Genomic DNA, 25,646 nt, shown 5'->3' with positions numbered 1-25,646 from the left:
GCCAGCTTCCACGGAGGATGTCGAGATGTTTGCGCGAAAAGGTGTGTTTTCATCGATCGGCCGCGCTGGCGCGGTGGCGACGGTGTTGGCGGTGGCGCTGACGGCAGTCGAGCCGTCGATGGCCTTCGCCGGCTCAGCGACGTCAAATAAGGGCGTCACGGCGTCGACCGGGACCAGCGACGCGACCGATATCAGCGCGCGTCGCAGACACTATCGCGGTGGCGGTGGTGCCGCGGCAGCAGCGGCCTTTGCCGGCATTGTCGGCACGGGGATTGCGATCGCGGCCACCCAGAACCGCCGCGACTACTACTATGACAACGGCTACGGCTACTATGGCGGCGGCCCTGCCTATTACGGCAACCCGGGCTATTACGCGCCTCAGCCTTATTACGGCCGCGGCCACTACTATGGCGGCTGGTAAACGCGACCGTTAAAATCGCAACCGTTAAAGATGAATCCACCGGCCGCCCCGGCCGGTGGATTTTTTATGGTTGCAGGGTCGGCCGTTAACACGCCGACCACGGCTTTGCATTAGGCTTGCAGGATGAGTGATTCGCTCGAACGGCTTTATGAGGCTGTCATCGCGGCCAAGGATCTCGATCCGGCCACGTCGCGAACGGCCCGGCTGTTTCAGCGCGGCCCCTCCAAGATGGCCAAGAAGCTCGCCGAAGAAGCCATCGAAGTCGTCATCGACGCCGTCAACGGCAACACTGAGGCGGTGGTCCGCGAGAGTGCCGATCTGCTCTATAACCTGACCGTCCTGTGGGCTGCGGCCGGCGTGAAGCCGGAGGACGTCTGGCGCGAAATGGAGCGGCGCGAGGAAATGCTCGGGATCGCCGAGAAGCTGCCGAAGGCGGCGGTCAAGATGCCCAAAGTCCTGGCGAGCAAGGCGCTACCTGCCAAGGCGTTGTCCAAGACTTTGCCCAAGGAGTTGTCCAAGGCGACCGCGTCCCCCGCGGTCCGGCGGCGAATTGTCGCGCTGGAAGCCCGTTCCTCGCGTAAACGGCACTAATTCCTCTCCAATTCCGTCCTTTTCCGGCATGGACAAATCCGTCGCATGATGGTTCATGCGGCCATGCTGAAACGGACCTACGACTGGTGCATCGACGCCGCTGACAAGCCTTACGCGCTCTGGATCATGGCGGCCGTATCCTTTGCGGAAAGCTCGTTCTTCCCGATCCCGCCCGACATCATGCTGCTGCCGATGTCGCTGGCGCGGCCGAAGAAGGCGTGGTGGTTCGCGACCGTCTGCACGATCTCTTCCGTCGCCGGCGGCGTGGTTGGATACGCGATCGGCGCACTGCTCTACGATTCGCTCGGGCACTGGCTCATCACCCTTTACGGTCTCAGCGACAAGGTCGAGACTTTCCGGGCCTCCTATGCCGAATGGGGCGCGGTGATCATCCTGCTGAAGGGACTGACGCCGATCCCCTACAAGCTCGTGACCATCACCTCGGGATTCGCGGGCTACAATATCTGGCTGTTTATCCTGTGCTCGATCGTGGCGCGCGGCGGGCGCTTCTTCGTGGTCGCCGTCCTGCTCAATCGCTATGGCGATCCGATCCGGGCCGAGCTGGAAAAGCGGCTCGGCCTGTGGGTCGCCATCGGGGCCGTCGTGCTGGTGCTCGGTTTCGTCGTCGCGTTCAAGCTGATTTAGCCCGGCTCTTTGCCGGACTCGATCTTGAGGCTACGCTTCGTGATATGCCCGATCGAGCCGGACATCTCTTCAATCTATTCGGGACGCAACTCGCGAGTTTCGGCCTTGGCTTTTCGATGCTGGCGATCAGCCCCGGCGACGCCTGGCTGTGCCAGAGCAAGGGCTACAAGGAAGGCAAGAGTCTCGACACCGACGCGGCCGAGAAATGCTCGCCGAAAGTGTACCTGCCGGGCTACAAGCGCCAGCCGGGCGACTGCAAGAACGAAAATTACGTGACGAGGGCGGTCTGCCAGTAGCGCCAAAACGCAATACTTGACACTGGAAAGATTGCCTTGTTGGTATGACGTCTGAAATCTCTTGAGCGTGATCTGGAATGGCAGATGCCAGGCCTCGCGAAAGCATAACGCTCCGAACCGTGCCGCTCTTAACGACAACAGATTGAGGATCGCTTCGAATGTCCATGCCCGCGCTGTTCAAGGGCCGCCTGTCGATACCCGTGATCGGGTCGCCGCTGTTCATCATCTCCGTGCCCGATCTCGTGATCGCCCAGTGCAAGGCCGGCGTGGTCGGATCGTTTCCGGCGCTGAATGCGCGGCCGGCTTCGCTGCTCGACGAGTGGATCGCCCGGATCACCGAAGAACTCGCCACTCACGACAAGGCGCATCCGGAGCGGCTGTCGGCGCCGTTCGCGGTGAACCAGATCGTTCACAAGTCCAACAACCGGCTCGATCATGATCTGGCGGTCTGCGAGAAGTACAAGGTGCCGATGCTGATCACCTCGCTCGGCGCGCGCGAGGAGCTCAACAAGGCGGCGCACGACTGGGGCGGCATCGTCTTCCACGACGTGATCAACCAGAAATTCGCGCACAAGGCGGTCGAGAAGGGCGCCGACGGCCTGGTCCTGGTTGCGGCCGGCGCCGGCGGCCATGCCGGCACGATCTCGCCGCTCGCCTTCGTCGAGGAGACGCGCGCCTGGTTCGACGGGCCGATCGCGCTGTCGGGCGCGATCGCCAACGGCCGAGCGATCCGTGCGGCGCGCATTCTCGGCGCCGACTTCGCCTATATCGGCTCGGCCTTCATCGCGACCGAGGAAGCCAACGCGGTCGAGGGCTACAAGGAGATGATCACGTCCTCATCGGCGGAAGACATCGTCTATTCGAACCTGTTCACCGGCGTGCACGGCAATTACCTCAAGCCGTCGATCGTCAAGGCCGGTCTCAATCCGGACGAACTGCCGACCTCCGATCCCTCCAAGATGAGTTTTGGCACCGACGCCTCGGGCGAGCGCAGCAAGCCGAAGGCGTGGAAGGAAATCTGGGGCAGCGGTCAGGGGATTGGCGGCATCGGCAAGGTCATGCCGGCCGCTGAACTGATCGCGCGGTTCAAGAAGGAATATGACGAGGCGGTCGACCCCGCATTGTAATGCGTGTTGCGGGGCGCGCGCCGTCGTGAAATGCGACGGAGGATCGATGGCGGCCGGACAGGATCTGAGCGCGCATGTCGCGCTGGTGACCGGCGCATCCCGCGGCATCGGCGCGGCGGTTGCGCTGTCGCTCGCGGAATTGGGCGCCGCGGTCGCGGTGAATTATCGCGAGCGGGCGGAAGCCGCAGAGGCGATCGTCGCGAAGATCAAAGCTGGCGGCGGCCGCGCCATCGCGGTCGCGGCCGACGTCTCGCAGGCCGCTGCCGTTGCCGGCCTGGTCGAACAGGTCGCTTCCGCGCTCGGCCCGATCGACATTCTCGTCAACAATGCCGGCGTGGCGATCGTGCGCGGCGTCGATGATCTGACCGAGGCCGATTTCGATCGCACCATCGCGGTGAACCTGAAATCGGCGTTCCTGTGCACGCAGGCCGTGCTGCCCATGATGCGGGCGCGCCAATGGGGCCGGATCGTCAATATCTCCTCGGGCGCCGCACGCGGCGCCGGGGCCATCGGCGTGCATTACAACGCCTCCAAAGCGGGCATGGAAGGACTGACGCGCGGTTACGCGGCGCGTCTCGTCAAGGAAGGCATCACCGTCAACGCGGTGGCGCCGTCACTGATCGAGACTGACATGATGGGCGGCCGGACTGATCTGGCGCGCAACATCCCGCTCGGCCGCATGGGCCAGGCCGACGAAGTGGCGCAAGCCGTCGCGATGGTGCTCGGCAACGGCTACATGACCGGACAAACCATCGTCCTCAATGGCGGCATGGCCTTCATTTGACGCACGCTGTCCTGCTCTCCGTCTCCCGCAAAATGCGTACGGCGATCTGCCCGCCGCGGCCTCGACTCGCTCCGCCGGAGCAGGCAAGAAGCTGTTCCCTTTGATCGACAGGACCTCTCATCAATGGATGCCATCTTTCGCGTTGACGGCAACGACGTCGTCACCAGCCCCTTTGCCGCGGGGCCCTGGGACCCGAGCATGCAACACGGCTCGCCGCCGGCGGCGCTGGTCGTGTGGGCGGCGGAGCGGATTCCGACGCCGGTGGCGATGCGGGTCGCGCGCGTGACCGTCGACCTGATGCGCCCCGTGCCGGTGGCGCCGCTGACGATCGAGAGTGAGGTGTTGCGCGCGGGGCGCAAGATCCAGCTCTGCGCCGTGAGGCTGCTCGCCAAAGGCGTCGTCGTGGTCAGCGCGACTGTGCTGAAGATCAAGGTGCAGGCCGACGAACTGCCGCCGGAGGCTGCTATCGAGCCGGTCCAGCTACCAGGGCCGGACCAATCGCGCGTCGAGCACGTTGATTTCTCCTCGAGCCCTTTCGTCACCGGCATGTCGCTGCGCGCCGCCCGCGGCCACTTCGGCGTGCCGGGACCCGGCGCGATCTGGTATCGCGTCGACCGGCCGATCGTGGAAGGCGCACCGGTCTCGCAGGCGATGCGGGCGATGGCGGCGGCGGACTTCTGCAACGGCACCTCGGCCGTGCTGGACTTTCACGAATGGACGTTTCTCAACGCCGATCTCACCGTGAATTTTTCGCGCGAGCCGGCCGGCGACTGGATCCTGCTCGATGCCGAATCCTGGATCGGTCCCGACGGCGCGGGGCTCGCCATGGCGCGGCTCGCCGATGAGCGCGGCTATTTCGGCCGCGCCATCCAGAGCCTTGTCATCGAGAAGCGCTGAGCGCAGACCGCGCGATGAGGCCGCGACACTGACATCGCGGCTGCCTGATCATTCGAGATCGACCGGCTGGAAGCGCCCGGTTTCATCGAGCGCCGTGCCCCAGATCTTGTGCGAAGCCTGGTGATCGGAACGGGCGAAGTTGAGCTGCACGCCGAGTCCGAGATCGAGGTTGCGGGTAGCCTCCAGCGCGTCGACCAGCTTTTCGGTATCGAGCTGCGCGCCGGTGCGCTTCAGCCCATCGATCAGGATGCTTGCCGCCACGAAACCTTCCAGCGAGGCGTAATCCGGCGCCTCGCCGGGAAAATACTTGGCGAGTGCATTTTTGTATTCGAGCACCGCACTCGAATGGCCGGAGACCGCCGGCACGACCTGCGTCACGAGGACGCCTGTCGTGTAGCGCGGTCCCAACAGCTTCAGCTCTTCGGCGAGTGACGAGCCGCCGACGCCCGAGATACTGGTGAAGATCATCTCGGGATACAGGTTGCGCGTCTTCTCGATGAATTTGGCGGCGGCCCGATAGGAGGCCGACATGATGATCGCCCTGACCGGCACCTTTTGCAGCCGCAACAGGTTGACGGCCTCGTCGACCTCGATGGTGTTGCGCGGGTAGTTGAGCCGCAGGATGGCGCTGTCGTTGATGCCGAGCGCGCGATACGCCTTGGCGACGCCGGCAAACCCGGCATCGCCGAGATCGTCCTGCTGGGCGAACACGGCGATCTGCCGGACCGGGATGCGGCGCATCTTCACGAGATAGCGCACCGCGGCGTCGGCCTCCTCGGCATAGCTCGGACGGTAGTTGAAGACATAGCGATCGGGCGGATCGCGGCGCACGACGTTGCCGCCGGTGTAGGCCCCGAAGAACAGCATCCGCCGCTCGAGCGCGTAAGGAACCGCGACCGCTGCAGTTGCGGTGCCGATGCTGCCGATGATGCCGAAGATCTGGTCCTTCTCGTAGAGCTGTCGCACGGCCTGCAGCGTGCGCGCCGGCTCATTGCCGTCGTCGGCGGCGATGATCCGCAGCATCCGTCCCCCGATGCCTCCGGCGTCGTTCACCCGGTTGAAGGCGGTTTCGATGCCGAGCTTCATCTGGCGACCACGCTCTTTCACGGGGCCGGTGAAGGCTGCCGTGATGCCGAACCGGATTTCATTGTCGGATACGCCGCGAACCGCAGTGACCGGATTTCCGAAGCTGACCGCAGGCGCCGGCGCCGCAGCAAAAGCCGGTGCGGCGGGGGCTGCGGCTGCGGCCGGAGCCTGGCCGGACGGGCTGAGCGACTGTTCGAGATCCGCCAGACGGCGTTCAGCAACCCTGCAATCCATCTTTCCCAACGCCACGGCGTTGCGGCCGTCCGCGACGCTGCGATCGAACAATTGCGCGAGGTCGGAGCGCTGGGCCTCGTTGGCGGCAGCATCCCGGATCACCGCCGCAAACTTCTCGATCACGGACTGGATTCGAGGCCGTGTGATATCGGAGCAGGCCAGCGCCGAACCGATCACCGGCCCGACGCGGCCCGCAAGGTCGCGTACGAGCTCGATCTTGTCGCCGGGAGCCGCTTCGGCGGTTGTTATGAAAAAGGCACTAAGTAAAAACGAAGTCCAACGCAGCTTCACTAAAATACGCACTACACAACTCTTGAGGTTGAAATTTCTTGGGTTGAATTTTCTTGGATCGAATCTTTCTGGAATGCCGGCGAGCCACGTCGAGGGCGCAAAAATTGCCCTGACGACGCGGCTGCACCGGTAGCGTTCTGATCATTCGAGCTCGAGCGGCTGATAGCGTCCGCTTTCATCGAGCGCCGTGCCCCACACCTTGTTCGAGGCCTGGTGCTCGGAGCGGCCGAAGCTCAGCTGGGTCCCGAGACCGAGGTCGAGATTGCGCATGTTTTCCAGCGTGTCGATCAGCTTCTCGGTATCGAGCTGCGGTCCGGCCCGCTTGATGCCCTGGATCAGGACGTTGGCGGCGACATAGCCCTCGAGCGACACGTAGTCGGGCGCTTCGCCCGGGAAATATTTGGCGAGCGCGTTCTTGTATTCGAGCACGGCGGATGAATAGCCCGACACCGCCGGCACCACCTGCGTCACGATCACGCCGTTGGTGTAGCGCGGTCCCAACAGCTTCAGTTCTTCGGCAAGCGCGGTGGAGCCGACGAACGAAACGTTGGAGTAGATCATCCCGGGATAGAGGTCGCGCGTCTTCTCGATGAACCTTGCCGCGGCCCGGTAGGTCGCAACCATGACCACCGCCTTGATCGGCGGCTTCGCGAGCTTCAACTGATTGATCGCATCGTCCACATCGACGGTGTTTCGCGCATAGTTGAGCCGAAGGATCGCGCCGTCGTTCACGCCCATCGTGCGGAACGCTTTTGCGACGCCCGCAAATCCGGAATCGCCGTACGAATCCTGCTGCGCAAAGACCGCGATCTGGCGCGGCTGCAGCCGGCGTATCTTGACGAGGTAACGAACGACCGCGTCGGTTTCCTGAACATAGCTGGCGCGATAGTTGAAGACGTAGCGATCCGGCGGATCGTTGCGCAGGATGTTGGAGCCGGTGAAGGCTCCGAAGAATAGCATCCGGCGTTCGAGCGAATAGGGGATTGCCACCGCCGCGGTCGGGGTGCCGACATTGCCGACGATGCCGAACACCTGGTCCTTTTCATAGAGCTGCTTCATGGCCTCGCCGGTGCGCGAGGGTTCGTAGCCGTCGTCGGCGGCGAACAATTTCAGCATCCGGCCGTCCACGCCGCCGGAATCGTTGATCCGGTTGAAGGCGGTTTCGATTCCGAGTTTCATCTGGCGTCCCAGCTCGCGGGCCGAGCCGGAGAAGGGGGCTGCGATACCGAAGCGGATTTCCTTTTCGCCGATGCCGCGCGGCAGCGGGCCGGTCGGGACCGGGGCGGTCGGCGCGGTCGCTGCATTCGCGGCGGTCGCCGCGGCAGCGGGCGACGGGCCGATGACGCTGGAGAGGCTCGGTCCGGAGATCGAGCGTTCGAGATCGGCAAGCTGACGGTCGGCCCGGATGCAATCGATCCTGCCCGAGGACACAGCCGTGCGTCCTTCGGCCACGGTGCGATCGAAAACCTGCGTGAGATCGGAACGCTCGGCCTCGTTCGACGAGGCCTCCCGGATTACTTGCGAAAACTTGTCGACGATCGTCTGGATGCGGGGACGCGCAATGTCGCGGCACGCCTGTGCCGAGCCGATCACGGGGCCGACGCGGCCGGCAAGGTCGCGCACGATCGTAATGTCGCCGGCGGCTTGCGCGCCGCCCGCGATGCCGAACAGTATGGCCCCGACTAGCAGGGCGATCCGGTGCGAGGTCATGGCAAACTCCTTGAGAACAAGAGCGCTGTAGGACGGTTCTCAGGCATTGTCAGCCCTCCGTCTGGATTATGGGGTGGTGCGTTGTGGGGTCGCCGGTTCCGGCTTCTCGCGCCACTGCATGAACTGCTTGAGCAATTGGCTGTCCTGCTCGGACGCCGCCGGAGCGCTCGGCGGCGTGGAGGCGAGAAGGGCCTGGAACTCGTTGATCGCAGGCTTTTGCGCAGCCTCTCCGGATGGAGACAGCGCGTTCTTGATCGACTGCGTGACGTTGGCGAATGTCGACGGCTCACCGTCGCCCTGCCGCGAGCCGGGCACGGCGACGACGAAGAACAGCGCCACGAGGGCCGCGACGCCGATGGCGGCGGCGAAACGCGCCGCGACGGTCCACAATGCCTTCTTCGACTCCAGGCCGGGTTCCTGCATGAGCTCGGGATCGAGGGGATGGCGCAGCGCGTCGGATACCGCGCTTTCGAGCTGGGTGTCGAACGACGCCGCAGAAAACGGCGTCTCGAGGCTTGCGCCGCGCGTAGCCGACCGCTCACGCAGCGAGCGCGGCGCGTAGTACAGGGGATCGCGGGGATTGAGATGATCCTGCTCACTCACACTACTCATACGCTCACTCCTCATGACACTTGGCGGATTGGCACTCGGCGGATGACCCGGCGGATTGGTTGGCGGCGAAACGGCTGCGGACGTATTGGACAGAAGTTCCAGCTCATGGAGCAGGCGCGCGGAGGAATCCACATGCACCTTCGACCCATCGCTAAGATTGGTTGCAAGATTTGAATCAAAGTGTTGGGCGTCGTCCCTGCGTTCGACGACACCTGTCTGCGAGATCTTGTCTCGCGACCGCACCTTCCTCACGGCTTCCACTGCCCTAGTCCCCTGCCGGCAAATGTCCCGTCTGCCCGACGGGATGAGCTGCCAGACCCATGGATCCCCCAGCCACACATAAGTTTGTTGGAACCGCGCGAGGACTAATTTAGGTCGGAAACGTGACAAAAGTAAGTTGAGCTCCTGTTAACTACAACTCACGAGACCTCTGTTTGCAAAGGCTTTGACCCGCGTTGTCGGCGGTCAGCAGCAAGAATTGGCCACAAATACGCCGGATTCGCCGACACTTACGCCGTTTTCTGCGCGCAGCGCGGGTCGTCGCATTAATTACTCGTTAACCAAGTTGGCCGATTGTTAACCATTCAATAAGAAAGGCGAGTCGAACAACATGGACGTCCGAGCGGATCCCACGCGACAACTGGTCCGGCTGCGCGGCCGTTCCTATGTCGCGTTCGTATTCAGCCCTGTCGTGCCGATCGTGGAATGGCTCGCCGAGATCGACGCTACGCTGGCGCGCTCGCCGGGCTATTTCGTCGGCAAGCCGATCGTGCTCGATCTCGCAGCCGTCGACCTCAGTAGCTCGGCCATCGCTCATCTCGTCGGCAGCCTCAACGAGCGCAGCATTCGCGTCCTCGGCATCGAGGGCGTGGACGAAGATCGCCTTGCGGCGAACATGCCGCCCTTGCTGACCGGCGGCCGCGCCTGCGTGATCACGCGAAACGAGCCGGCGCAGAAGCCCGAGCCCGAAGCCAAGCCGAAGCCGACCTCGCTATTGCTCGATAGCCCGGTGCGTTCGGGTCAGTCGATCGTCTTCATGGAAGGCGATGTCACCGTGCTCGGCTCGGTCGGGTCGGGCGCGGAGATCGTCGCCGGCGGATCAATTCACATCTACGGGACGCTGCGCGGCCGCGCGATGGCGGGCGTCAACGGCAATTCCAACGCGCGAATCTACTGCCAGAAGATCGAGGCCGAGCTGCTCGCCATCGACGGCTACTATCAGACTGCAGAAGAAATCGACGAAACGCTCCGCAACCGCCCGGCGCAAGCCTGGCTGCAGGGCGACACCATGAAAATTACCCCGCTGAATTAACCGGCTAAGGAGATCACGTATGGCCAAGGTCCTGGTCGTTACCTCAGGCAAGGGAGGCGTTGGAAAGACCACCTCTACCGCGGCGCTCGGCGCCGCGCTTGCCCAGGGCGGGCAAAACGTCGTGGTGGTCGATTTCGACGTCGGCTTGCGCAACCTCGATCTCGTGATGGGTGCCGAACGCCGCGTGGTGTTCGACCTCATCAACGTGGTGCAGGGCGTCGCCAAGCTGCCGCAGGCCTTGATCCGCGACAAGCGGTTGGAAAATCTCTGGCTGCTCCCGGCTTCCCAGACGAGGGACAAGGATGCGCTGACCGACGAGGGCGTCGGCCGCGTTATCACCGAACTCAGGAGCCGGTTCGACTGGATCCTGTGCGACAGCCCTGCCGGCATCGAGCGCGGCGCCACGCTCGCCATGCGCTATGCCGACGAAGCCGTCATCGTCACCAATCCCGAGGTTTCCTCGGTGCGCGATTCCGATCGCATCATCGGCATGCTCGATTCCAAGACGGTGAAGGCGGAGCGCGGCGAACACGTGGAAAAACATGTGCTGATCACCCGCTACGACCCGGCGCGCGCGGCGCGCGGCGAGATGCTCAATATCGACGACATCCTGGAAATCCTCGCGACACCTTTGCTCGGCATCATCCCTGAGAGCCAGGATGTCCTGAAGGCCTCCAACGTCGGCACGCCGGTGACGCTCAATAATGCCGAGAGCGCACCGGCCCGCGCCTATGTCGACGCCTCGCGCCGCCTGATGGGTGAGGAAGTCGCCATGGTCGTGCCGGCCGAGCGCAGGGGCTTCATGAACCGGCTGCTGGGACGGAGGGCTGCATGAGGCTGCTTCGGCTGTTTGGCGGCCGCCAAGCGACGGCCCCGGTTGCGCGGGAGCGGCTGCAGATTCTGCTGCAGCACGAACGCGGGCTGCTCGGCCAGTCCGACCTGCTCGTCACGCTGCGGGAGGAAATCCTCGCGGTGGTGTCGAAACACATACAGCTCGATCCGGACAAGGTGATGGTCAAGCTGGAGCGCGGCAAGACGGTGTCGACGCTCGAGGTCGACATCGAAGTGCCCAATAATTTCGACAAGTCGAAGGCGGTCGCCGAAAGGCGCATGACCGGCTGACGCGGCGCATCGATAGACAATCGATTTGCTGGGGGTAGGATGCGACGACAAACTGGTCCGAGCCCGGCCATGAGTCGCCGCGACCTTCGCTCCCGATGACCGGTGGCTGCGAGTGCGGCGCGATCCGTACGAGATCGCGTCGTTTCCGTTGCTGCTGTACACCTGCAACTGCACCGATTGTCAGCGCCAGACCGGCAGTGCCTTCGCGCTGAACATGCCGGTGAGGTTTGCGGATTTTCGAATTCTAAAGGGCGAGCCGAATGGCTGGAATCACACCTCGCCAAACGGCACGGCAGTGATCTCGCGGTTCTGCGGCAACTGCGGCACACGCCTCTATGGCGAACGCGGCGGACGGCCTGAAACCATCAGCCTTCGTGCCGGCGCGCTCGATGATACGTCGTGGCTGGTACCGGTCGCGCATTTCTTACGCGCAGCGCGCAGCGTGGGTACAACCAGCGCCCGGTGCGGAGTGTTTCGAAACCCAGCCGAACGGTTGGGGAAGCCTGCTGCCTGGATGGCGTGCCCGCTGGACTGACGCGGCCGATTGAACGGGCCGCACGACCTTCTATTCACCATCCGTTCCCAGCCTGCTGACGCGCGGTAGTTCGTCGCTCCAGAAAATTGTTCCAGCAAAAGGGAACCGCCTGAAGCGTGGGGATTTACCGTTGGTTTGGGAGGTAGTTTTGGTCGAGTTGATTGCGGACAAAGCGAAGAGTGGAATTTGGGGCCTGGACGACATACTGGCCGGCGGGTTCACGCGGGAGCACATGTTCCTGATCGAGGGGGCGCCCGGGACTGGAAAGACCACGATCGCTCTCCAGTTCCTGATGGAGGGAGCGCGGGCTGGCGAGAAATGCCTCTACATCACGCTGTCCGAAACCGAGCGCGAATTGCGGCAAGGCGCCGCCTCCCACGGCTGGAAGCTCGACGAGGGGATCGAAGTGTTCGAGTTGTTGCCGCCGGAGAGCTTGCTCGATTCCGAGCAACAGCAGAGCCTGCTTTATTCCTCCGACCTCGAACTGGGCGAGACCACCAAGCAGATTTTCGCGGCCATTGATCGCGCGAAGCCGAGCCGGGTAGTGCTGGACAGCCTTTCCGAGATCAGGCTGCTGGCGCAGAGCTCGCTGCGGTACCGGCGGCAGATTCTGGCGATCAAGCACTATTTCACAAATTTCGGCGCCACTGTGCTGCTGCTCGACGACATGTCCTCTGACCTCGCCGACAAAACCATCCACAGCGTGGCGCATGGCGTGCTGCGGCTGGAGGAGCTGGCGCCGTCGTATGGCGCGGAGCGGCGTCGCGCGCGTGTCGTCAAATATCGTGGCGTCAAATTTCGCGGCGGTTACCATGACGTCACCATCACCACCGGCGGGCTGAACGTGTTTCCGCGGCTGGTGGCCTCGGAGCATCGGACGGGTTACGCCAGACACACGCTATCGAGCGGCATTGCCGAGCTGGACCAGCTTCTGGGCAACGGCGTCGAGACCGGATCGAGCACGCTGATCCTGGGGCCGGCGGGTACCGGCAAATCTCTCCTCGCCATCATTTTTCTCGTTGCTGCGACCGCGCGGGGCGAGAAGGCAGCCTTCTTCGTTTTCGATGAAGAGTTGGGCCTCCTGTATGATCGCATGAAAGGTCTTGGCATCGACCTCGAAGCCATACAGCGCAGCGGCAATCTCTTTATCGAGCAGGTCGATGCCGCCGAGCTGTCGCCCGGCGAATTCGCCCATCGCGTCCGCAAGCGGGTTGACGAGAACAGCGTCAAGACCGTGCTGATCGACAGCCTCAATGGCTATCAGGCAGCGATGCCTGAAGAGAATTCGTTGATCCTTCACATGCATGAACTGCTGCAATATCTCAATCGCCAGGGGGCGGCGACTTTCATGACGGTCGCGCAGCACGGATTGATCGGCGACATGAAAGCGCCGGTCGACGTGACGTATCTTGCGGATACCGTGATCCTGCTGCGCTATTTCGAGGCGGTCGGTACCGTGCGCCGGGCGATGTCGATCATCAAGAAACGTACAAGCGCGCACGAAGCAACAATCCGCGAATATCGCATCGACAACCGCGGCCTTACCGTCGGCGGGCCGCTTGTTGGATTCCAGGGGGTGCTGCAAGGAGTTCCGGTCTATGTCGGCGAGGGTAAGCCCCTGCTGAAGGATTCGCTCGCGTGATCGCCGGTCCGTCATCCGAGCGGGCCGTCATTCTCGCGCCGCAGGGCCGCGACGCATCGGTCGCCGCCGCCTTGATCCGTGAGGCAGGCTACCATGCGCAAGCCTGCGGCGATCTCGCAGCATTGCTGAGCGAGATCGAGGGCGGCGCGGGCCTCGCCGTGATCGCCGACGAGGCGATCAAGACCGTGGATCTGCGTGGCCTGGTGAACTGGCTCAATGATCAACCGCCATGGTCGGATTTTCCGATCGTGCTGCTGACGCATCAGGGCGGCGGTCCCGAGCGCAATCCCGATGCTGCGCGGCTCGGGCAGGCGCTCGGCAACGTCACATTCCTGGAGCGACCGTTTCATCCGACCACGCTGGTGAGCATCGTCGGCTCCGCAATTCGCGGCAGGCGGCGGCAATACGAGGCGCGCGCAATCCTTCGCGATCTTACCGAAAGCGGGAATCTGCTGCAGACCGCACTCAAGGCTGGGCAACTTGGCGCGTGGGAGCTGCATCTGCCCGACCTGCTCTTTGAAGCCTCGACAACCTGTAAGACAGCGTTTGGGCGTGATGCGGAAAGTCCGTTCACGTACCAGGATCTCGAGAACGCGGTTCATCCCGATGATCGCGCGCGCCGCGATGAAAGCGTCACGCGTACAATCGGGGAAGGATATGACTATAACATCGAGTTCCGCAATATCTGGCCCGACGGCTCGTTGCACTGGGTCGATGTGCGCGGCCGGCCGGTGTATCGCCCCGACGGCAGCATCAAGTCGCTCATCGGCGTTTGTTCCGACATCACCGCGCGCAAGACGGCTGAAATCGAGCGAGAGAATTTGCTCGCCCAACTGGCGGCCGAACGCACCGCGTTGGCCGAATTGACCGCGACGCTCGAACAGCGTGTCGAGCAACGCTCGGCCGATCTGATGAAGGCGGTGGCCGCCCGCGAGAGCGCGCAGGAACAATTGCGCCAAGCTCAGAAAATGGAAACCATCGGTCAGCTTACCGGCGGTGTCGCGCACGACTTCAACAATCTGCTGATGGCCGTGATGGGTAATCTCGATCTGCTGCGCAAGCGCCTGCCGGACGATCCGCGCCTGCAACGGCTGGTCGAAGGCGCCATCCAGGGCGCGGAGCGCGGCGCCTCGCTGACCCAGCGTTTACTGGCATTCGCGCGCCAGCAGGACTTGCGTGCGGTGTCGGTCGATCTGCGCGCGCTGATCGAAGGCATGGTCGATCTGCTCGCACGCTCGCTCGGGCCTCGTGTGGAGTTGCGGCTCGATATTCCCCAGGGCTTGCCGCCGGCCCGGATCGACGCCAACCAACTCGAGCTTGCGATCCTCAACCTCGCCATCAACGCGCGCGACGCGATGCCCGACGGTGGCAGGATCGACATCGCCGTGGGGGAATATCAGGCGACGCGCGATCAGTTGCTGGCTCCGGGCAAATACCTCAGGCTGTCGGTGGCGGATACCGGGAGCGGAATGTCACCGGAAATACTGAAGCGGGCGATCGAACCGTTCTTTTCGACAAAGCAGGTCGGGAAGGGTACCGGACTGGGATTGTCGATGGTGCATGGGCTTGCGGTCCAACTGGGCGGCACGCTGCAACTGACGAGCACCGTCGGGAAAGGAACCTGTGCGACGCTAGTGCTACCGGTTGCGACCGTCGCGCCGGAAGCGGAAAGTCCGGCGCCTGTCGTGGAAAAGATCAAGCGCAAAGCCGTCATCCTGTTTGTCGACGACGATCCGCTGATCGCGATGTCGACCGTGGAAATGCTGGAAGATCTCGGCCACCAGGTGATCGGCGCCAATTCCGGCCAGCATGCGCTGGACATCCTCAAGAGTGAACAGCCGCTCGACCTGATGGTGACGGACCACATGATGCCCGGGATGACTGGATTGGAACTGGCTGCGGTGTCGCGCGAGGTGCGCCCGTCGCTGCCGGTCCTGCTGGCGACCGGCTATGCCGAATTGCCGGAAGGGGCGCAGCTCGACCTTCCGCGTCTCGCAAAGCCCTATCATCAGGACCAGCTGCGCGATCAGCTCGATCAATTGCTGGCGTGAGGCGTCGGCGTTACCCGACCATCCGGTCGCGGCCTGTCCAGAAGCCGGCCTTCAGCACCTTCTTGTCGACCTTGCCGACGCCAGTCATCGGCAACTCGGTGACGAACTTGATGTGCTTGGGCGCGTGCGCCGAGCCTTTCTTGGCCTTCACCAGGTTGATCAACTCGTCCGCATTCGGCTTTGTACCTTCGCGCGCCACGACCACGGCGGTGACGGCCTCGCCCCATTTGTCGTCGGGCACGCCGACCACGGCGACCATCGCGACGTCGGCATGCTGCGACAACACATCTTCGACTTCGCGCGGAAAGATGTTGAAGCCGCCGGAGACGATCATGTCCTTCTTGCGGTCGAGAATAAACATGTAGCCGCGCTCGTCGGTGCGCGCGATATCGCCGGTGTGCAGCCAGCCGTTCTTCAGCGTCTCCGCCGTGGCGTCTGGCCGCTTCCAGTATTCGGCCATCACATGGGTGCCGCGCACGCAGATCTCGCCGGGCTCGCCGGTGGCGACCTCCTGGTCGTCATTGTCGAGAATCTTGACCTGACACGCGGCGATCGGAAATCCGCAAGATAAAAACAACTCCGGCGTTTTGGGATCGTGGTCGGCCTTGCGCAGCACCGACACCGGATAGCATTCGGTCTGGCCGTAAAGCTGCGAGAATACCGGCCCGATCCGCTCGATGCCTTCGACGAGCCGGCTCGGCGACATCGCAGAAGCGCCATACAGCAACAGTTCGAGCGAGGAGAGGTCGGTTTTGTCGAGGGAAGGATGATCGAGCAGGACGTAGATCATCGTCGGCACCAACAGCGTAAAATTGATGCGCTCGCGCTCGATGGTTTTGAACACCGCCTCGGGATCAAAACCCTTCAGCATGTGCACTGTGCCGCCGCGCATCAGCGTCGGCAACACTTTCGTCCCGGCGACGTGGCTGATAGGCGCCACCGCCAGAAAGCTCGGGGTATCCGGAATTTCGAAATCGGCCAGGATCGCGTTGGACCAACTGCCATACTCACGGTGATGGCGTAGCGCGCCCTTGGATTTGCCTGTCGTGCCGCCGGTGTAGTTGAGCGTGGCGACATCGTCAGGCCCGGCAAAGTTGCGTGCGGTGGCGCTGCCTGCCGTCTCGATCGCCTGCAGCAGATCGGCGCCGTAGTCGGCCGGGCCGAGTGTGAAGATGGCTTTCAGCGTTGATGCCCTGGCGGCGAGCTCGCCGCCGCGTTCGCGGAACGTGACGCCGTCGACGACCAGCATCTGCGCTTCGGAATCTTCCAGCTGAAACAGCTGGTCGTCCAGCGAACCCAGCGGATGCAGCCAGGTGATGGCGAACCGCGACAATTGCGCGGCGCAGCCGGCGCACCAGGTGTCGGCGCGGTTGGCGGTGAGAAACGCGACACGGGTGCCGGGCGCAAAGCCTAGTTGCATGAAGACGCTCTGCATGCGGCCGATCATGTCGGTCGCGCCGCGATAGGTGATCGATCCGCCCGGCCAACTGAACGCCGTCCGCTCGGGATACCGCGCCAGCGCCCGCAAGGTCTGTTCGCATGCCGCCGGAAACGCGTAGAGCGGATTGCTCATCTTATTCTCCCGTCTGTTTTGTAATTGGCCTTCGCTCGTGCCAATCTTCTGGTAACGCTAGCACAAAGAGGATGCGGCTCAAGTCAGCATGACGCAACCAACCGATTCTCTCTCTCTCTCTCGCTTTCGCGACCGCCTCAGCCTGCCGTTGATCGCGGCACCGATGTTTCTCGTCTCCGGTGTCGAGCTTGTGGTAGCCGCCTGCCGCAACGGCGTGATCGGTTCGTTTCCCACGGTGAACTGCCGGAGTTCCGAACAACTGGACGGATGGCTGACGGATATCGACATCAGGTTGAAGGCGCATTCGGATGCAAGCGGAAAACCCGCAGCCCCCATCTGCGCAAACCTGATCGTGCATCGCTCCAATGCGCGGCTGGAGCAGGATCTGCAGGTGCTGTTGCGGTACCGGCCCGAAATGGCGATCACCTCGGTCGGATCACCGGCGCCGGTGATCGGGCCGCTGCATGATGCCGGCGCGCTGGTGTTTGCCGACGTCGCCTCGATCCGCCATGCCGAGCGTGCCGTTGCCGCGGGCGCCGATGGGCTTGTGCTGCTGACGGCCGGTGCGGGCGGCCAGACCGGCTGGCTCAACCCCTTCGTGTTCGTGCGCGCGGTGCGCGCGTTCTTCGATGGGCCGCTCGTGCTGGCGGGCGGCATCACCGACGGCCACGCACTTCGCGCCGCGCAGGCGCTCGGCTGCGACCTCGCCTACATGGGCACAAAATTCATCGCCACGCGCGAGAGCATGGCGGATGTCAGATACAAGGAGTTGCTGGTTGCGAGCACCGCCGACGATGTCCTGCTGACGTCGGCGTTTACGGGCCTGCAAACCAACATGCTGCGGCCATCGATCGAGGCCGCCGGCCTCGATCCGGATGATTTGCCGCCGCGCGGCGCAATCGACATCGGCAAGGACATCGACATCGGTGCCCGCGAGAGCCACCCAAAACGCTGGAAGGATATCTGGAGCGCGGGGCATTCCGTCTCGGGCGTGACGGAGCTGCTTTCGGTCGATGAACTGGTGGCGCGCACGCTTGCGGAGTTTCGCGAGGCCGCCGCGCGCGTCAGACTTGATTAGAGCGCTGCACTCGTCCACCGCATTTTTCAGCGATTGCAAAGTTCCCGGCGATCGAGCGCTGCGGCATTTCTGTGATGCTGTAATGCACGGCGAAATGCCAAGAGAAAACCGTCGCCGCGGCAAACTTCCGACACAGGATGACGGCGAAAACAGGCAATCCGACATGACGCGCGCACGAGGGCGAGGCCGATCCCGGTTTCGCCGTCGGGCGCATTTTTTCCAAAGAGGTCTTCGTGTCGCTCAAACTCCTGCCTTCGATTCTCTTCGCCTGCGCCTTGTTTATTGTTCCGGCTTTCGCTCAGCCCAACGCTGCGCCGGCCGCCCCTGCCGCCGATAAAGCTGACGTGCTTTCACCCGATCAGGCGAAGCGGGCGCTCGAGACGCTTTCCGACGACAAGAAGCGCGCGCAGGTGATCGAGACGCTGCGCGCAATTGCCAATGCCTCACAGCCGCCGCAAGGCGCCGCGCCTGAATCGAAATCCGCGATCCCGCTCACTTCGGACAGTCTTGGCGCGCAGCTCCTGCTTTCAGTGTCCGAGCAGGTCGGCGAGATTTCGCGCGAGGTCGCCGACGTCGTGCGGACGCTGACGCATTTCCGGGCGTTCTATTACTGGTTCGTGCGGACCGCCAACGATCCATCCGCCTATCATCAACTGCTCGATATAGCCTGGAAGCTGGCGCTGGTGTTCATCTGCGCCTTCGCAGCCGAGTGGCTGGTTTTCCGCCTCATCAAGCGGCCGGTGGCGCTCCTGGAAGCGCGGCTTCCACAAACCGCGCGCGCCCCGGTGCAGACGCTGCCGATATCCGATCCGCCATCGTCTGCGGCAGACGTTGCTGCGGCGCCCGCGCTGCAGCGGCGGCGCCTCAGCCTGGCGCGCACCTGGCAGTCGCTGGTTCGGCTGCCTTTCGTGCTGGGACGTCTCGCGCTTGAATTGCTCCCGGTTCTTGTCTTCATCGGAGTCGCCACGATGTTGCTGGGCACCGGGATCGGCGATCTCTCAACCACCCGGCTTGTGATCCTCGCGGTCGTCAATGCCTATGCGCTGTCGCGCGCGCTGATCTGCGTCGTGCGGGCGCTGGCCGGCCCGTTCGGCCTGTTTCGCGTTCGCGCGGAGACCGCGGCCTATATCGAGATATGGGCACGTCGCATCGTCACCGTCGCCGTTGCTGGGATAGCCTTTGCCAATGTCGCGCTGCTGCTGGGCCTGCACCGCGCCGGCTACGCTGCGTTGCTGCGCATGGTGATGCTGGTCGTGCATCTCTTTGTCGTCGTCGTCATCCTGCAGTGCCGCCGCCAGGTCGCCGACGCCATTCGCGCGCCGGCCGGCCGCGACGGCTTCGCGGCCAGGGTGCGCAATCGCGTCGCCGGCCTCTGGCATTATCTGGCGATCGCGCTCGACCTCGCCTTGTGGGCGGTGTGGGCGCTGAATATCCGCAACGGCTACGCGCTGCTGCTGCAGTATTTCGTCGGCACCATCGCGGTCGTTCTGATCGTGCGTCTCGCGACCATTCTGGTGTTGAGCCTGATCGATCGCGGCTTTCGCATCAGCCCGGATCTCTTGCGCCGCTTCCCCGGCCTGGAGACCCGCGCCAACCGCTATCTGCCGCTGTTGCGGAACATCGTCTCGGCCGTGATTGCGTTCATCGGCTTCGTTGCGCTGCTGGAGGTCTGGGGCGTTGACGCCATCGTCTGGTTCTATGGCGGCCAGATCGGCAGCCGGTTGCTGTCGGCGGTGGTGACCGTTGGCATCGCCGCGCTGGCCGCGGCGGCGATCTGGGAGATCAGCAACGCGCTGCTGGATCGCAAGATCAGTGCGTTGTCGCGTGAGGGCCACTACGCGCGTGCGGCACGGCTGCGCACCTTTCAGCCGATGCTGCGAACGGCGCTGTTGTGCGTGATCGTCACCGTCGTTGGCCTCACCGCGCTGAGCGAAATCGGCGTCAACGTCGCGCCATTGCTCGCCGGCGCCGGCATCGTCGGCATCGCCATCGGCTTCGGCTCGCAGAAACTGGTGCAGGACCTCATCACCGGGCTGTTTCTGCTGCTCGAAAACACCGTCCAGGTCGGTGACAATGTCACGCTGTCAGGCCTGTCAGGCGTGGTGGAAAATGTCTCGATCCGCACGCTTCGCCTGCGCTCCGGCGACGGCTCGGTGCATATCGTGCCGTTCAGCGCGGTGACGACGATCACCAATTCGAGCCGAGGCGCCGGCAATGCGGCCGTCAGCGTCAACGTGTCCTACAAGGAAGACACCGACCGCGCCGGTCAGATCCTCAAGGACATCGTCGCCGAGATGCGGCGCGAGCCTGAGTTCCAGCACCTGATGCGCGGCGATCTCGAACTGTGGGGCGTCGACAAGGTGGACGGTTCGATGGCTTCGATCGTCGGCCAGATTCGCTGCAGCGATGCCGGCCGCTGGCCGGTGCAGCGGGAATTCAACCGCCGCATGAAGCGGCGATTCCAGGAATGCGGCGTGGAAATAGCGCCCACCGCTCAAACCATTCTGATGCAGGTTCCGGCGCCAGCGCCGGCCGAGGTGGCCGGCAATGCAACGCCGCGGCGCGCGGCCGGTTAGTTCGCCGCGATACCACGCGTCCTAACGAACGATCCGGCCGAGAATGCGCGCGGCCTGATCGATCTCCTTTTCATTCCATGCGGCAAAGCCGAGAAACAGGCCGTGCTCACCCGCCTTGTGATACAGCATGCCCGTTAGCGGCCGGCTGACGACGCCTGCTTCGAGCAGCCGTGCCGACAATTGCCGGTCGTTCGCCGGTCCGCTGCACCGCGCCAGCAATTGCATTCCGCCGGCCGGTACTTCGATGCTCAGCCGGTTGCCCGCTTCGGCGGCAAGCGCCTGCAGCATGTGGTCGCGCCGGCCCTTGTAGAGACGCGTCATCCGTCTGATGTGGCCGAGATAGGCGCCTGCGCCGATGAATTCGGCCAGCGCGTCCTGCATCGTGATCGACGTCAACATTCCCATGTGGCGCTGCGCGACTTCGAAGACATCGATCAGCGCCTCGGGCACGACAAGGTAGCCGATGCGGATGTCCGCATAGGTCGATTTCGAGAATGTCCCGAGATAGAAAATGTGCGGCGACGGCGCGAGCCCCTGCAACGCGGCCACGGGGCGCGCTTCGTAGTGGAATTCGCCGTCATAGTCGTCCTCGATGATGCAGGCGCCTGCAGCGTCGGCATAACGAAGAAGTTCGAGGCGGCGGCCGATCGGCATCAGCCGCCCCGTCGGGTACTGGTGTGACGGGGTGACGAAGATCAGGCGAGGGGCATGCTTGCGTGCGACGACCGTCATGCCTTGCGCATCGAGTGGAATGGCGGAGACGACGGCGCCGGCGGCCCGCAACGCGACGTGGGCGCCGCCATAGCCGGGGCTTTCGATCCAGGCATGATCGCGCCGCTCGAGCAGCGCATTGGCGACCAGCGTCAGGCCGGCCTGGGCGGTCGGCACGATCAGGATCTGGGCCGGTTTGGCCTTGATCCCGCGATGAACCACCAGATGCTGCAACAGCGCCTGCTGCAGCGGCGGATGATTGATGGATCGATCCTGCCGCAACAACGCGTTGCGCGCCGCGCGCCGCAGATGGCGGCTCCAGAGGTCATGCGGAAATTCCCGCTCATCCGCCAGCCCGGGCTGGAACGGCCGCGGACGCCCGGCATGGACGGGCGGCCAGTTCGTAATGTGCACCCCGCGCGCCCAGGACGACAGCCTCAAACGGCCGGTCGCGGCACGGTTGCCCGGCAATGGCGGTTTGCCGCCGTCGAGCGACAGGCCTTTGGCCACCACCGGACGACGGCCGGCCGAAAGGCTCAGATAGCCTTCCGCGGCCAATTGCTCGATCGCGAACGAGACGGTGTTGCGCGACAGGTCGAGCGATTGCGCGAGCTGCCGGCTCGACGGCAGGCGCCGGCCGGGCGCGAGGCGTCCGTCCGTGATCAGGCCCCGCAACTGGTCGGTGAGCTGGCGCATCAGCGTGTCGCCGCCGTCGCGCGACAGATGGAGCATTCCGGGCAACAGCTCGTCCATAACTGGCTCTACTATTTTAGCAGGACTGGTACTTTCATTAGAGCCAGTTGGGAGGCTAGGCAATCCAGATCGGCTCATGACGGGACGCGTTCGAGATGGCCAGTGGACTTTCAACCCGCAGCGCGGCCGTGCTGCTTGCCGCGGTCGTGCTCGCGTGGGGGACGAACTGGCCGGTGACGAAGATGATCGTGCAGGACGTGCCGCCATTGTGGGCAACGGCACTGCGCTGCGTGATCGCCGCCGTCGTGCTTGCGCCGATGTTGTGGGCGCAGGGGCAATTCATCATCCCCCGGCGCGGCGACCTGCCGGTCGTGTTCTGCACCTCGATCCTTCATCTGGTGGCGTTTTCCGCCCTGGTCGCTGCGGGGCTTCAGTTCGTGCCGGCGGGCAGGGCAATCGTGCTTGGCTATACAACGCCGCTGTGGGTTGCGATCGGGGCAGCCATGTTCCTGTCGGAGGAGATCACGCGCCGGCGCGCGATCGGTATCAGCTTCGGCCTTGCCGGCCTTGCGGTGATCTTCAATCCGCAGACGTTGAACTGGAGCGATCGTCAGGCGCTGTTCGGCAGCGGCCTGATCCTGATCGCGGCGTTCTGCTGGGCTGGGAACATCGTTTATGTGAGGGCGCACAGATGGATTTCGACGCCCTTCCAGCTCGTGTTCTGGCAGATGCTGCTGGCGGCCGCGCTACTCGCGATCATCGCGTGGTTTGCGGAAGGCCCCCCGCATATCGCGTGGACGGGGCGCCTCTCCGTTTTGATGCTCTATAGCGGAATCGTCTGCACGGCGTTCGCCAACTGGGCAATGACGATGGTGAACCGCAGCCTCCCCGCCGTCACCACCTCGCTGTGGCTGCTGGCGACGCCGCTGCTCGGCATCATCAGCGCAACCGTGATGCTGAACGAGCCGCTCGAGCCATCGCTGTTTCTGGCAATGACATTGATCATCGGCGGCATCGCGCTCGGCACCGTCGCGGGCGGATGGCCGCTGCGCGTAGCCGAGGCAAAGCGCTAATAAACGGGCGGCTCGATTTTTCTTGCCGAAGCGTACCAAAAATGGTACGTCGCTGGGGGAATGGCTGAAGGGCTTGTCCGCCGATGATCGCAAGATCGTCGGCGAGGACATCAAGGATGTCGAGTTCGCGTGGCCGATTGGTATGCCGCTCTGCCGGTCCCTGGGTCGCGGGTTGTGGGAGGTTCGCAGCACATTGACGCAAGGGCGTATCGCCCGCGTACTGTTCTGTGAACATGAAGGCAGAATGATATTGCTTCACGCCTTCATCAAGAAGACGCAGAAGACGCCCGCAGGTGATCTGGAACTGGCGATCAAACGAAAAAAGGAGATCGCATGAAGAAGGTGCATGGGAAGAAGGGCAGAATTGGATCGTCTTTTGATGATTTCCTGAAGGAGGATGGAATCTACGAGGACGTAACTGCGCGGGCGATCAAGCGTGTGCTGGTGCGGCAGCTCGACGAACTGATGCGGCGTGAGGAAATTTCCAAGACCCAGCTCGCCATCCGCATGAAGACAAGCCGCGCCCAACTCGATCGGTTGCTCGATCCCGAAAACGAGTCGGTAACACTTGGGACGCTGGCGCGGGCCGCGCAGGCAGTTGGGCGCCATCTGCGCATGGAACTGGTTTGAGAGGGCCTTAATTGGCCACGAAATACCAGCGCTCGTCATAGCGCACGAGTTGGCTCGGCGGCTTGTCCTCGAACTCGAAGAATTTGTTGGGATCGCCGCCCGGCGGCACGCGCAGGAAGCCGGTGAAATAGTGTTTCAGGCCGCGGGAGGTCAGGAACAGCACGTAGGTGCCTTCGTCCGTCTCGTCGACGACGATGTCGTTGCCGCCTGCGGAAACGTTGGGCTCGCGGTCGCCGAGCGCGATCAGGTTTTTGTTGTAGCTGACATTGGGGCTGAGTTCGCCAGCCTCGATCCGCGCCACGATCCGCTCGCGAGTCTTGCGGTGCCAGTCGAAATTCTGCTGCAGGGCGATCTGCTGCAGCGGCGCATAGACCAGCGCGGCGAGCGTCAGCGCGCAGATCAGGAAGGGGAGGGCGAACTTCAGTCCGCCTTTTCGGACTCTGAGCAGGAGCGTCGCCGACCACAGCGCGCAGCCGCAGAAGATCAGCGCCATCAGCGGCATGACCACGAGCAGGACGAAGCCGGAAGGCCAGTCCGCCATCGCCAGTTCGAAGGTCGCGACCGACAGCGTGAAGGCTGAAATCGCGATGGCCGCCACCAGCGCGGCGCGAACCGACGACCCGGTCGCGGCCGTCGTTGTCTGGGGTATCGCTTCAGCCATACCGGGCTGTTCCGCTCCGCCGTTCGCTTAAGGTTCCGGCCCGTGCCATTGCGAGGCTTAACGCGCCGTTAACCATATCGGCCCCAACAATAGCCCCAGAGGATGGTCGGCCGCCACGGCCGGCCGGACGGCAAATCGAGGGGGCGCGACATGGATTTCGATCGGTATCTGGCTGCCAAAACCCCGGCAACCCTCCCGGAGATCACGCGTCGGGTAATGTTTGCGCTGGATCGGCACCCGCTGTGCCGCGGCATCGAATTCGAGGTCGTCAGCATGCCTCGCAACCGCAAGAGCAAGAGCAACTGGACCGTCACCCTGCAGGCGGTCGAGCCCGACGCCCTGTGGGAGGCGTCCGATATCGTTGCCGATATCCAGGAGGCCTACGAATTGGCCGCGGCGGCCTGATTTCGGCCTGTTTCGGGCCGATTTCCCCAGCTTTTTGATCGCGTTACGGCTCCGATCGGCATCGTAACGCCTCAATTGTCGTCCAGTTTTCGGCAAAAGGGCCAAACGTCGGCGGGAATGGAGACCTTTTTGACCAAAACGATGACCATCGTTGCGCTGATCTGCTTTCTCGTGGTCGGCGCCGCCGCCACCGCCATTCTCGGTCGCGACAGCATACCTGCGGCGCTGTCCCAACTGGCTTCTGCTTCTGTTGCTTCGGTCCAGGCACCCGCTCCCGTCCAGGCGCCGGTGTCGAACAAGGAAAACAAGAAGGACCGGCTTGCCGTCGTCAGCTACGCGCTGGCCGCCTACGAGCCGCCGCAGACCACCGCGGCACTGAGCGAGCCGTTGCGTCAGGCCTATGCATCTACCGCTCCTGTCGATATCGGGCTGCCGAAGGAAGTTGCGCCTGCCGCGGCACAGGCCGCTCCGCCGCCGAAGCCCAAAGCCGTCGCAAAACCCCAGCCGCAGAAGAACTACGCGCTGCTGAGCGACGTCCAGATCGCCGGAATCAAGGACCGCCTGAAACTGTCTGCTTCGCAGGAGTCCTACTGGCCACCGGTGGAAACCGCGCTGCGCGCCGTCGCCCGCAAGATTCATGCGGGCCGGCAGGCCAACCCGAATGCTCCGGGCGTGCCGATCGATCCCGAATCCGCAGAAGTCCAGCAGTTGAAATCGGCGGCGATGCCGCTGCTGTTCCAGTTGCGTGAAGACCAGAAGAACGAAGTCCGTTCGCTCGCCCGCATCATCGGCCTGGAAAAAGTCGCCGCGATGATCTGAGCGGTGTGCGCTGCGGTCGCTGCGCCGCGGGTTCCAGTTTCCTCTCAATGCCGTGCAGGAACATCGGCCCA

General features: G+C 63.7%; 27 protein-coding genes. 20 read left to right on the top strand and 7 right to left on the bottom strand.

Annotated elements, in window-relative coordinates; translation table 11 throughout:
* The first annotated feature begins 25 nt into the window (after positions 1-25).
* The 7 genes from KIP88_RS29035 to KIP88_RS29005 all read left to right on the top strand — a co-directional run bounded on the left by KIP88_RS29035 (position 26) and on the right by KIP88_RS29005 (position 4,761).
* Positions 26-421 carry a hypothetical protein gene (locus KIP88_RS29035; RefSeq protein ID WP_214491520.1) on the top strand — a complete coding sequence of 132 codons (396 nt, stop codon included), beginning with the start codon at positions 26-28 and terminating at the stop codon, positions 419-421.
* A 123-nt stretch (positions 422-544) separates the two neighbouring features.
* Entirely contained in the window at positions 545-1,012 is a 468-nt protein-coding gene (gene hisE / locus KIP88_RS29030) for a phosphoribosyl-ATP diphosphatase (protein ID WP_214491519.1), read from the top strand.
* Positions 1,013-1,075: 63 nt separating this feature from the next.
* The gene (locus KIP88_RS29025) at positions 1,076-1,657 is read left to right on the top strand and encodes a YqaA family protein (RefSeq protein WP_214491572.1); all 582 of its coding nucleotides are present in this window, start codon (positions 1,076-1,078) and stop codon (positions 1,655-1,657) included.
* Positions 1,658-1,701: 44 nt separating this feature from the next.
* On the top strand, positions 1,702-1,953 hold the full coding sequence (locus KIP88_RS29020; RefSeq protein ID WP_214491573.1) for a hypothetical protein: 252 nt from the start codon (positions 1,702-1,704) through the stop codon (positions 1,951-1,953).
* 158 nt (positions 1,954-2,111) lie between these two features.
* The gene (locus KIP88_RS29015) at positions 2,112-3,080 is read left to right on the top strand and encodes a nitronate monooxygenase family protein (protein ID WP_214491518.1); all 969 of its coding nucleotides are present in this window, start codon (positions 2,112-2,114) and stop codon (positions 3,078-3,080) included.
* A 46-nt stretch (positions 3,081-3,126) separates the two neighbouring features.
* On the top strand, positions 3,127-3,864 hold the full coding sequence (locus KIP88_RS29010) for an SDR family NAD(P)-dependent oxidoreductase (RefSeq protein ID WP_214491517.1): 738 nt from the start codon (positions 3,127-3,129) through the stop codon (positions 3,862-3,864).
* 123 nt (positions 3,865-3,987) lie between these two features.
* Positions 3,988-4,761: a thioesterase family protein gene (locus KIP88_RS29005; protein WP_214491516.1), complete on the top strand. Its 774-nt coding sequence runs from the start codon at positions 3,988-3,990 to the stop codon at positions 4,759-4,761.
* 48 nt (positions 4,762-4,809) lie between these two features.
* Here KIP88_RS29005 and KIP88_RS29000 read toward each other — a convergent pair whose 3' ends face one another.
* The 3 genes from KIP88_RS29000 to KIP88_RS28990 all read right to left on the bottom strand — a co-directional run bounded on the left by KIP88_RS29000 (position 4,810) and on the right by KIP88_RS28990 (position 8,694).
* On the bottom strand, positions 4,810-6,384 hold the full coding sequence (locus KIP88_RS29000) for an ABC transporter substrate-binding protein (RefSeq protein ID WP_374226525.1): 1,575 nt from the start codon (positions 6,382-6,384) through the stop codon (positions 4,810-4,812).
* Between the two features lie 129 nt (positions 6,385-6,513).
* Positions 6,514-8,082 (bottom strand): ABC transporter substrate-binding protein, encoded by a 1,569-nt coding sequence (locus KIP88_RS28995; RefSeq protein WP_214491515.1) that lies wholly within the window; start codon positions 8,080-8,082, stop codon positions 6,514-6,516.
* A gap of 66 nt (positions 8,083-8,148) precedes the next feature.
* The gene (locus tag KIP88_RS28990) at positions 8,149-8,694 is read right to left on the bottom strand and encodes a hypothetical protein (RefSeq protein WP_214491514.1); all 546 of its coding nucleotides are present in this window, start codon (positions 8,692-8,694) and stop codon (positions 8,149-8,151) included.
* Between the two features lie 610 nt (positions 8,695-9,304).
* Here KIP88_RS28990 and minC point away from each other — a divergent pair.
* The 6 genes from minC (at position 9,305) to KIP88_RS28960 (ending at position 15,356) form a co-directional block, all read left to right on the top strand.
* Positions 9,305-10,006 (top strand): septum site-determining protein MinC, encoded by a 702-nt coding sequence (minC, locus tag KIP88_RS28985; RefSeq protein ID WP_214491513.1) that lies wholly within the window; start codon positions 9,305-9,307, stop codon positions 10,004-10,006.
* A gap of 19 nt (positions 10,007-10,025) precedes the next feature.
* On the top strand, positions 10,026-10,841 hold the full coding sequence (minD, locus tag KIP88_RS28980) for a septum site-determining protein MinD (RefSeq protein WP_214491512.1): 816 nt from the start codon (positions 10,026-10,028) through the stop codon (positions 10,839-10,841).
* Positions 10,838-11,128: a cell division topological specificity factor MinE gene (gene minE / locus KIP88_RS28975; RefSeq protein WP_214491511.1), complete on the top strand. Its 291-nt coding sequence runs from the start codon at positions 10,838-10,840 to the stop codon at positions 11,126-11,128. Before minD ends, minE begins: the two co-directional genes overlap by 4 nt.
* Before the next feature lie 112 nt (positions 11,129-11,240).
* Positions 11,241-11,663, top strand: a complete 423-nt coding sequence (locus tag KIP88_RS28970; protein WP_214491510.1) for a GFA family protein — start codon at positions 11,241-11,243, stop codon at positions 11,661-11,663.
* A gap of 148 nt (positions 11,664-11,811) precedes the next feature.
* Entirely contained in the window at positions 11,812-13,305 is a 1,494-nt protein-coding gene (locus tag KIP88_RS28965; protein WP_214491509.1) for an ATPase domain-containing protein, read from the top strand.
* On the top strand, positions 13,302-15,356 hold the full coding sequence (locus KIP88_RS28960) for an ATP-binding protein (RefSeq protein ID WP_214491508.1): 2,055 nt from the start codon (positions 13,302-13,304) through the stop codon (positions 15,354-15,356). The genes KIP88_RS28965 and KIP88_RS28960 overlap by 4 nt, the downstream gene beginning before the upstream one ends.
* A 10-nt stretch (positions 15,357-15,366) precedes the next feature.
* Here KIP88_RS28960 and KIP88_RS28955 read toward each other — a convergent pair whose 3' ends face one another.
* A complete protein-coding gene (locus KIP88_RS28955; RefSeq protein WP_214491507.1) occupies positions 15,367-16,929 on the bottom strand; it encodes an AMP-binding protein in 1,563 nt (520 codons plus the stop codon).
* An 88-nt stretch (positions 16,930-17,017) separates the two neighbouring features.
* Between KIP88_RS28955 and KIP88_RS28950 the strand changes: the two genes are divergently transcribed.
* Positions 17,018-18,007, top strand: coding sequence for a nitronate monooxygenase family protein (locus KIP88_RS28950; RefSeq protein WP_214491506.1), 990 nt, complete (start codon positions 17,018-17,020; stop codon positions 18,005-18,007).
* Here KIP88_RS28950 and KIP88_RS28945 read toward each other — a convergent pair.
* Positions 17,994-18,251, bottom strand: a complete 258-nt coding sequence (locus tag KIP88_RS28945) for a hypothetical protein (RefSeq protein WP_214491505.1) — start codon at positions 18,249-18,251, stop codon at positions 17,994-17,996. The genes KIP88_RS28950 and KIP88_RS28945 overlap by 14 nt on opposite strands.
* Between KIP88_RS28945 and KIP88_RS28940 the strand changes: the two genes are divergently transcribed.
* Positions 18,241-20,583 carry a mechanosensitive ion channel domain-containing protein gene (locus KIP88_RS28940; RefSeq protein ID WP_214491504.1) on the top strand — a complete coding sequence of 781 codons (2,343 nt, stop codon included), beginning with the start codon at positions 18,241-18,243 and terminating at the stop codon, positions 20,581-20,583. The two genes, KIP88_RS28945 and KIP88_RS28940, sit on opposite strands and share 11 nt — an antisense overlap.
* 21 nt (positions 20,584-20,604) lie before the next feature.
* Here KIP88_RS28940 and KIP88_RS28935 read toward each other — a convergent pair whose 3' ends face one another.
* Positions 20,605-22,047 (bottom strand): PLP-dependent aminotransferase family protein, encoded by a 1,443-nt coding sequence (locus tag KIP88_RS28935; protein ID WP_214491503.1) that lies wholly within the window; start codon positions 22,045-22,047, stop codon positions 20,605-20,607.
* A 95-nt stretch (positions 22,048-22,142) separates the two neighbouring features.
* Between KIP88_RS28935 and KIP88_RS28930 the strand changes: the two genes are divergently transcribed.
* Genes KIP88_RS28930 through KIP88_RS28920 form a run of 3 tightly spaced genes read left to right on the top strand, consistent with a single transcriptional unit; the run spans position 22,143 to position 23,690 of the window.
* Positions 22,143-23,060: a DMT family transporter gene (locus tag KIP88_RS28930; protein ID WP_214491502.1), complete on the top strand. Its 918-nt coding sequence runs from the start codon at positions 22,143-22,145 to the stop codon at positions 23,058-23,060.
* Positions 23,061-23,082: 22 nt separating this feature from the next.
* A complete protein-coding gene (locus KIP88_RS28925) occupies positions 23,083-23,397 on the top strand; it encodes a type II toxin-antitoxin system RelE/ParE family toxin (protein ID WP_249791087.1) in 315 nt (104 codons plus the stop codon).
* Entirely contained in the window at positions 23,394-23,690 is a 297-nt protein-coding gene (locus tag KIP88_RS28920; protein ID WP_214491501.1) for a helix-turn-helix transcriptional regulator, read from the top strand. The genes KIP88_RS28925 and KIP88_RS28920 overlap by 4 nt, the downstream gene beginning before the upstream one ends.
* Positions 23,691-23,697: 7 nt before the next feature.
* Here the strand turns inward: KIP88_RS28920 and KIP88_RS28915 are convergent, their stop codons facing one another.
* Positions 23,698-24,351 (bottom strand): hypothetical protein, encoded by a 654-nt coding sequence (locus KIP88_RS28915; RefSeq protein WP_214491500.1) that lies wholly within the window; start codon positions 24,349-24,351, stop codon positions 23,698-23,700.
* A 150-nt stretch (positions 24,352-24,501) separates the two neighbouring features.
* On the opposite strand from KIP88_RS28915, the gene KIP88_RS28910 reads away from it, so the two are divergent.
* Positions 24,502-24,756 carry a hypothetical protein gene (locus tag KIP88_RS28910; RefSeq protein ID WP_214491499.1) on the top strand — a complete coding sequence of 85 codons (255 nt, stop codon included), beginning with the start codon at positions 24,502-24,504 and terminating at the stop codon, positions 24,754-24,756.
* A 129-nt stretch (positions 24,757-24,885) separates the two neighbouring features.
* Complete coding sequence (locus KIP88_RS28905; protein WP_214491498.1) at positions 24,886-25,575, top strand: hypothetical protein; 690 nt, start codon at positions 24,886-24,888, stop codon at positions 25,573-25,575.
* Positions 25,576-25,646: the final 71 nt, after the last annotated feature.

The sequence above is a fragment of the Bradyrhizobium sp. SRL28 genome (assembly GCF_018596315.1).
In the GTDB taxonomy this organism is placed as follows: Bacteria; Pseudomonadota; Alphaproteobacteria; order Rhizobiales; family Xanthobacteraceae; genus Bradyrhizobium.
The sequence above is the reverse complement of the archived record's forward strand: the minus strand, read 5'-3'. Positions and strand labels throughout refer to the sequence as shown.

Coding starts and splice junctions, on each gene's coding strand:
- KIP88_RS29035 (WP_214491520.1), top strand. CDS start 26: ATGTTTGCGCGAAAAGGTGTGTTTTCATCGATCGGCCGCGCTGGCGCG.
- hisE (WP_214491519.1), top strand. CDS start 545: ATGAGTGATTCGCTCGAACGGCTTTATGAGGCTGTCATCGCGGCCAAG.
- KIP88_RS29025 (WP_214491572.1), top strand. CDS start 1,076: ATGCTGAAACGGACCTACGACTGGTGCATCGACGCCGCTGACAAGCCT.
- KIP88_RS29020 (WP_214491573.1), top strand. CDS start 1,702: ATGCCCGATCGAGCCGGACATCTCTTCAATCTATTCGGGACGCAACTC.
- KIP88_RS29015 (WP_214491518.1), top strand. CDS start 2,112: ATGTCCATGCCCGCGCTGTTCAAGGGCCGCCTGTCGATACCCGTGATC.
- KIP88_RS29010 (WP_214491517.1), top strand. CDS start 3,127: ATGGCGGCCGGACAGGATCTGAGCGCGCATGTCGCGCTGGTGACCGGC.
- KIP88_RS29005 (WP_214491516.1), top strand. CDS start 3,988: ATGGATGCCATCTTTCGCGTTGACGGCAACGACGTCGTCACCAGCCCC.
- KIP88_RS28995 (WP_214491515.1), bottom strand. CDS start 8,082: ATGACCTCGCACCGGATCGCCCTGCTAGTCGGGGCCATACTGTTCGGC.
- KIP88_RS28990 (WP_214491514.1), bottom strand. CDS start 8,694: ATGAGTAGTGTGAGTGAGCAGGATCATCTCAATCCCCGCGATCCCCTG.
- minC (WP_214491513.1), top strand. CDS start 9,305: ATGGACGTCCGAGCGGATCCCACGCGACAACTGGTCCGGCTGCGCGGC.
- minD (WP_214491512.1), top strand. CDS start 10,026: ATGGCCAAGGTCCTGGTCGTTACCTCAGGCAAGGGAGGCGTTGGAAAG.
- minE (WP_214491511.1), top strand. CDS start 10,838: ATGAGGCTGCTTCGGCTGTTTGGCGGCCGCCAAGCGACGGCCCCGGTT.
- KIP88_RS28955 (WP_214491507.1), bottom strand. CDS start 16,929: ATGAGCAATCCGCTCTACGCGTTTCCGGCGGCATGCGAACAGACCTTG.
- KIP88_RS28950 (WP_214491506.1), top strand. CDS start 17,018: ATGACGCAACCAACCGATTCTCTCTCTCTCTCTCGCTTTCGCGACCGC.
- KIP88_RS28935 (WP_214491503.1), bottom strand. CDS start 22,047: ATGGACGAGCTGTTGCCCGGAATGCTCCATCTGTCGCGCGACGGCGGC.
- KIP88_RS28930 (WP_214491502.1), top strand. CDS start 22,143: ATGGCCAGTGGACTTTCAACCCGCAGCGCGGCCGTGCTGCTTGCCGCG.
- KIP88_RS28920 (WP_214491501.1), top strand. CDS start 23,394: ATGAAGAAGGTGCATGGGAAGAAGGGCAGAATTGGATCGTCTTTTGAT.
- KIP88_RS28915 (WP_214491500.1), bottom strand. CDS start 24,351: ATGGCTGAAGCGATACCCCAGACAACGACGGCCGCGACCGGGTCGTCG.
- KIP88_RS28910 (WP_214491499.1), top strand. CDS start 24,502: ATGGATTTCGATCGGTATCTGGCTGCCAAAACCCCGGCAACCCTCCCG.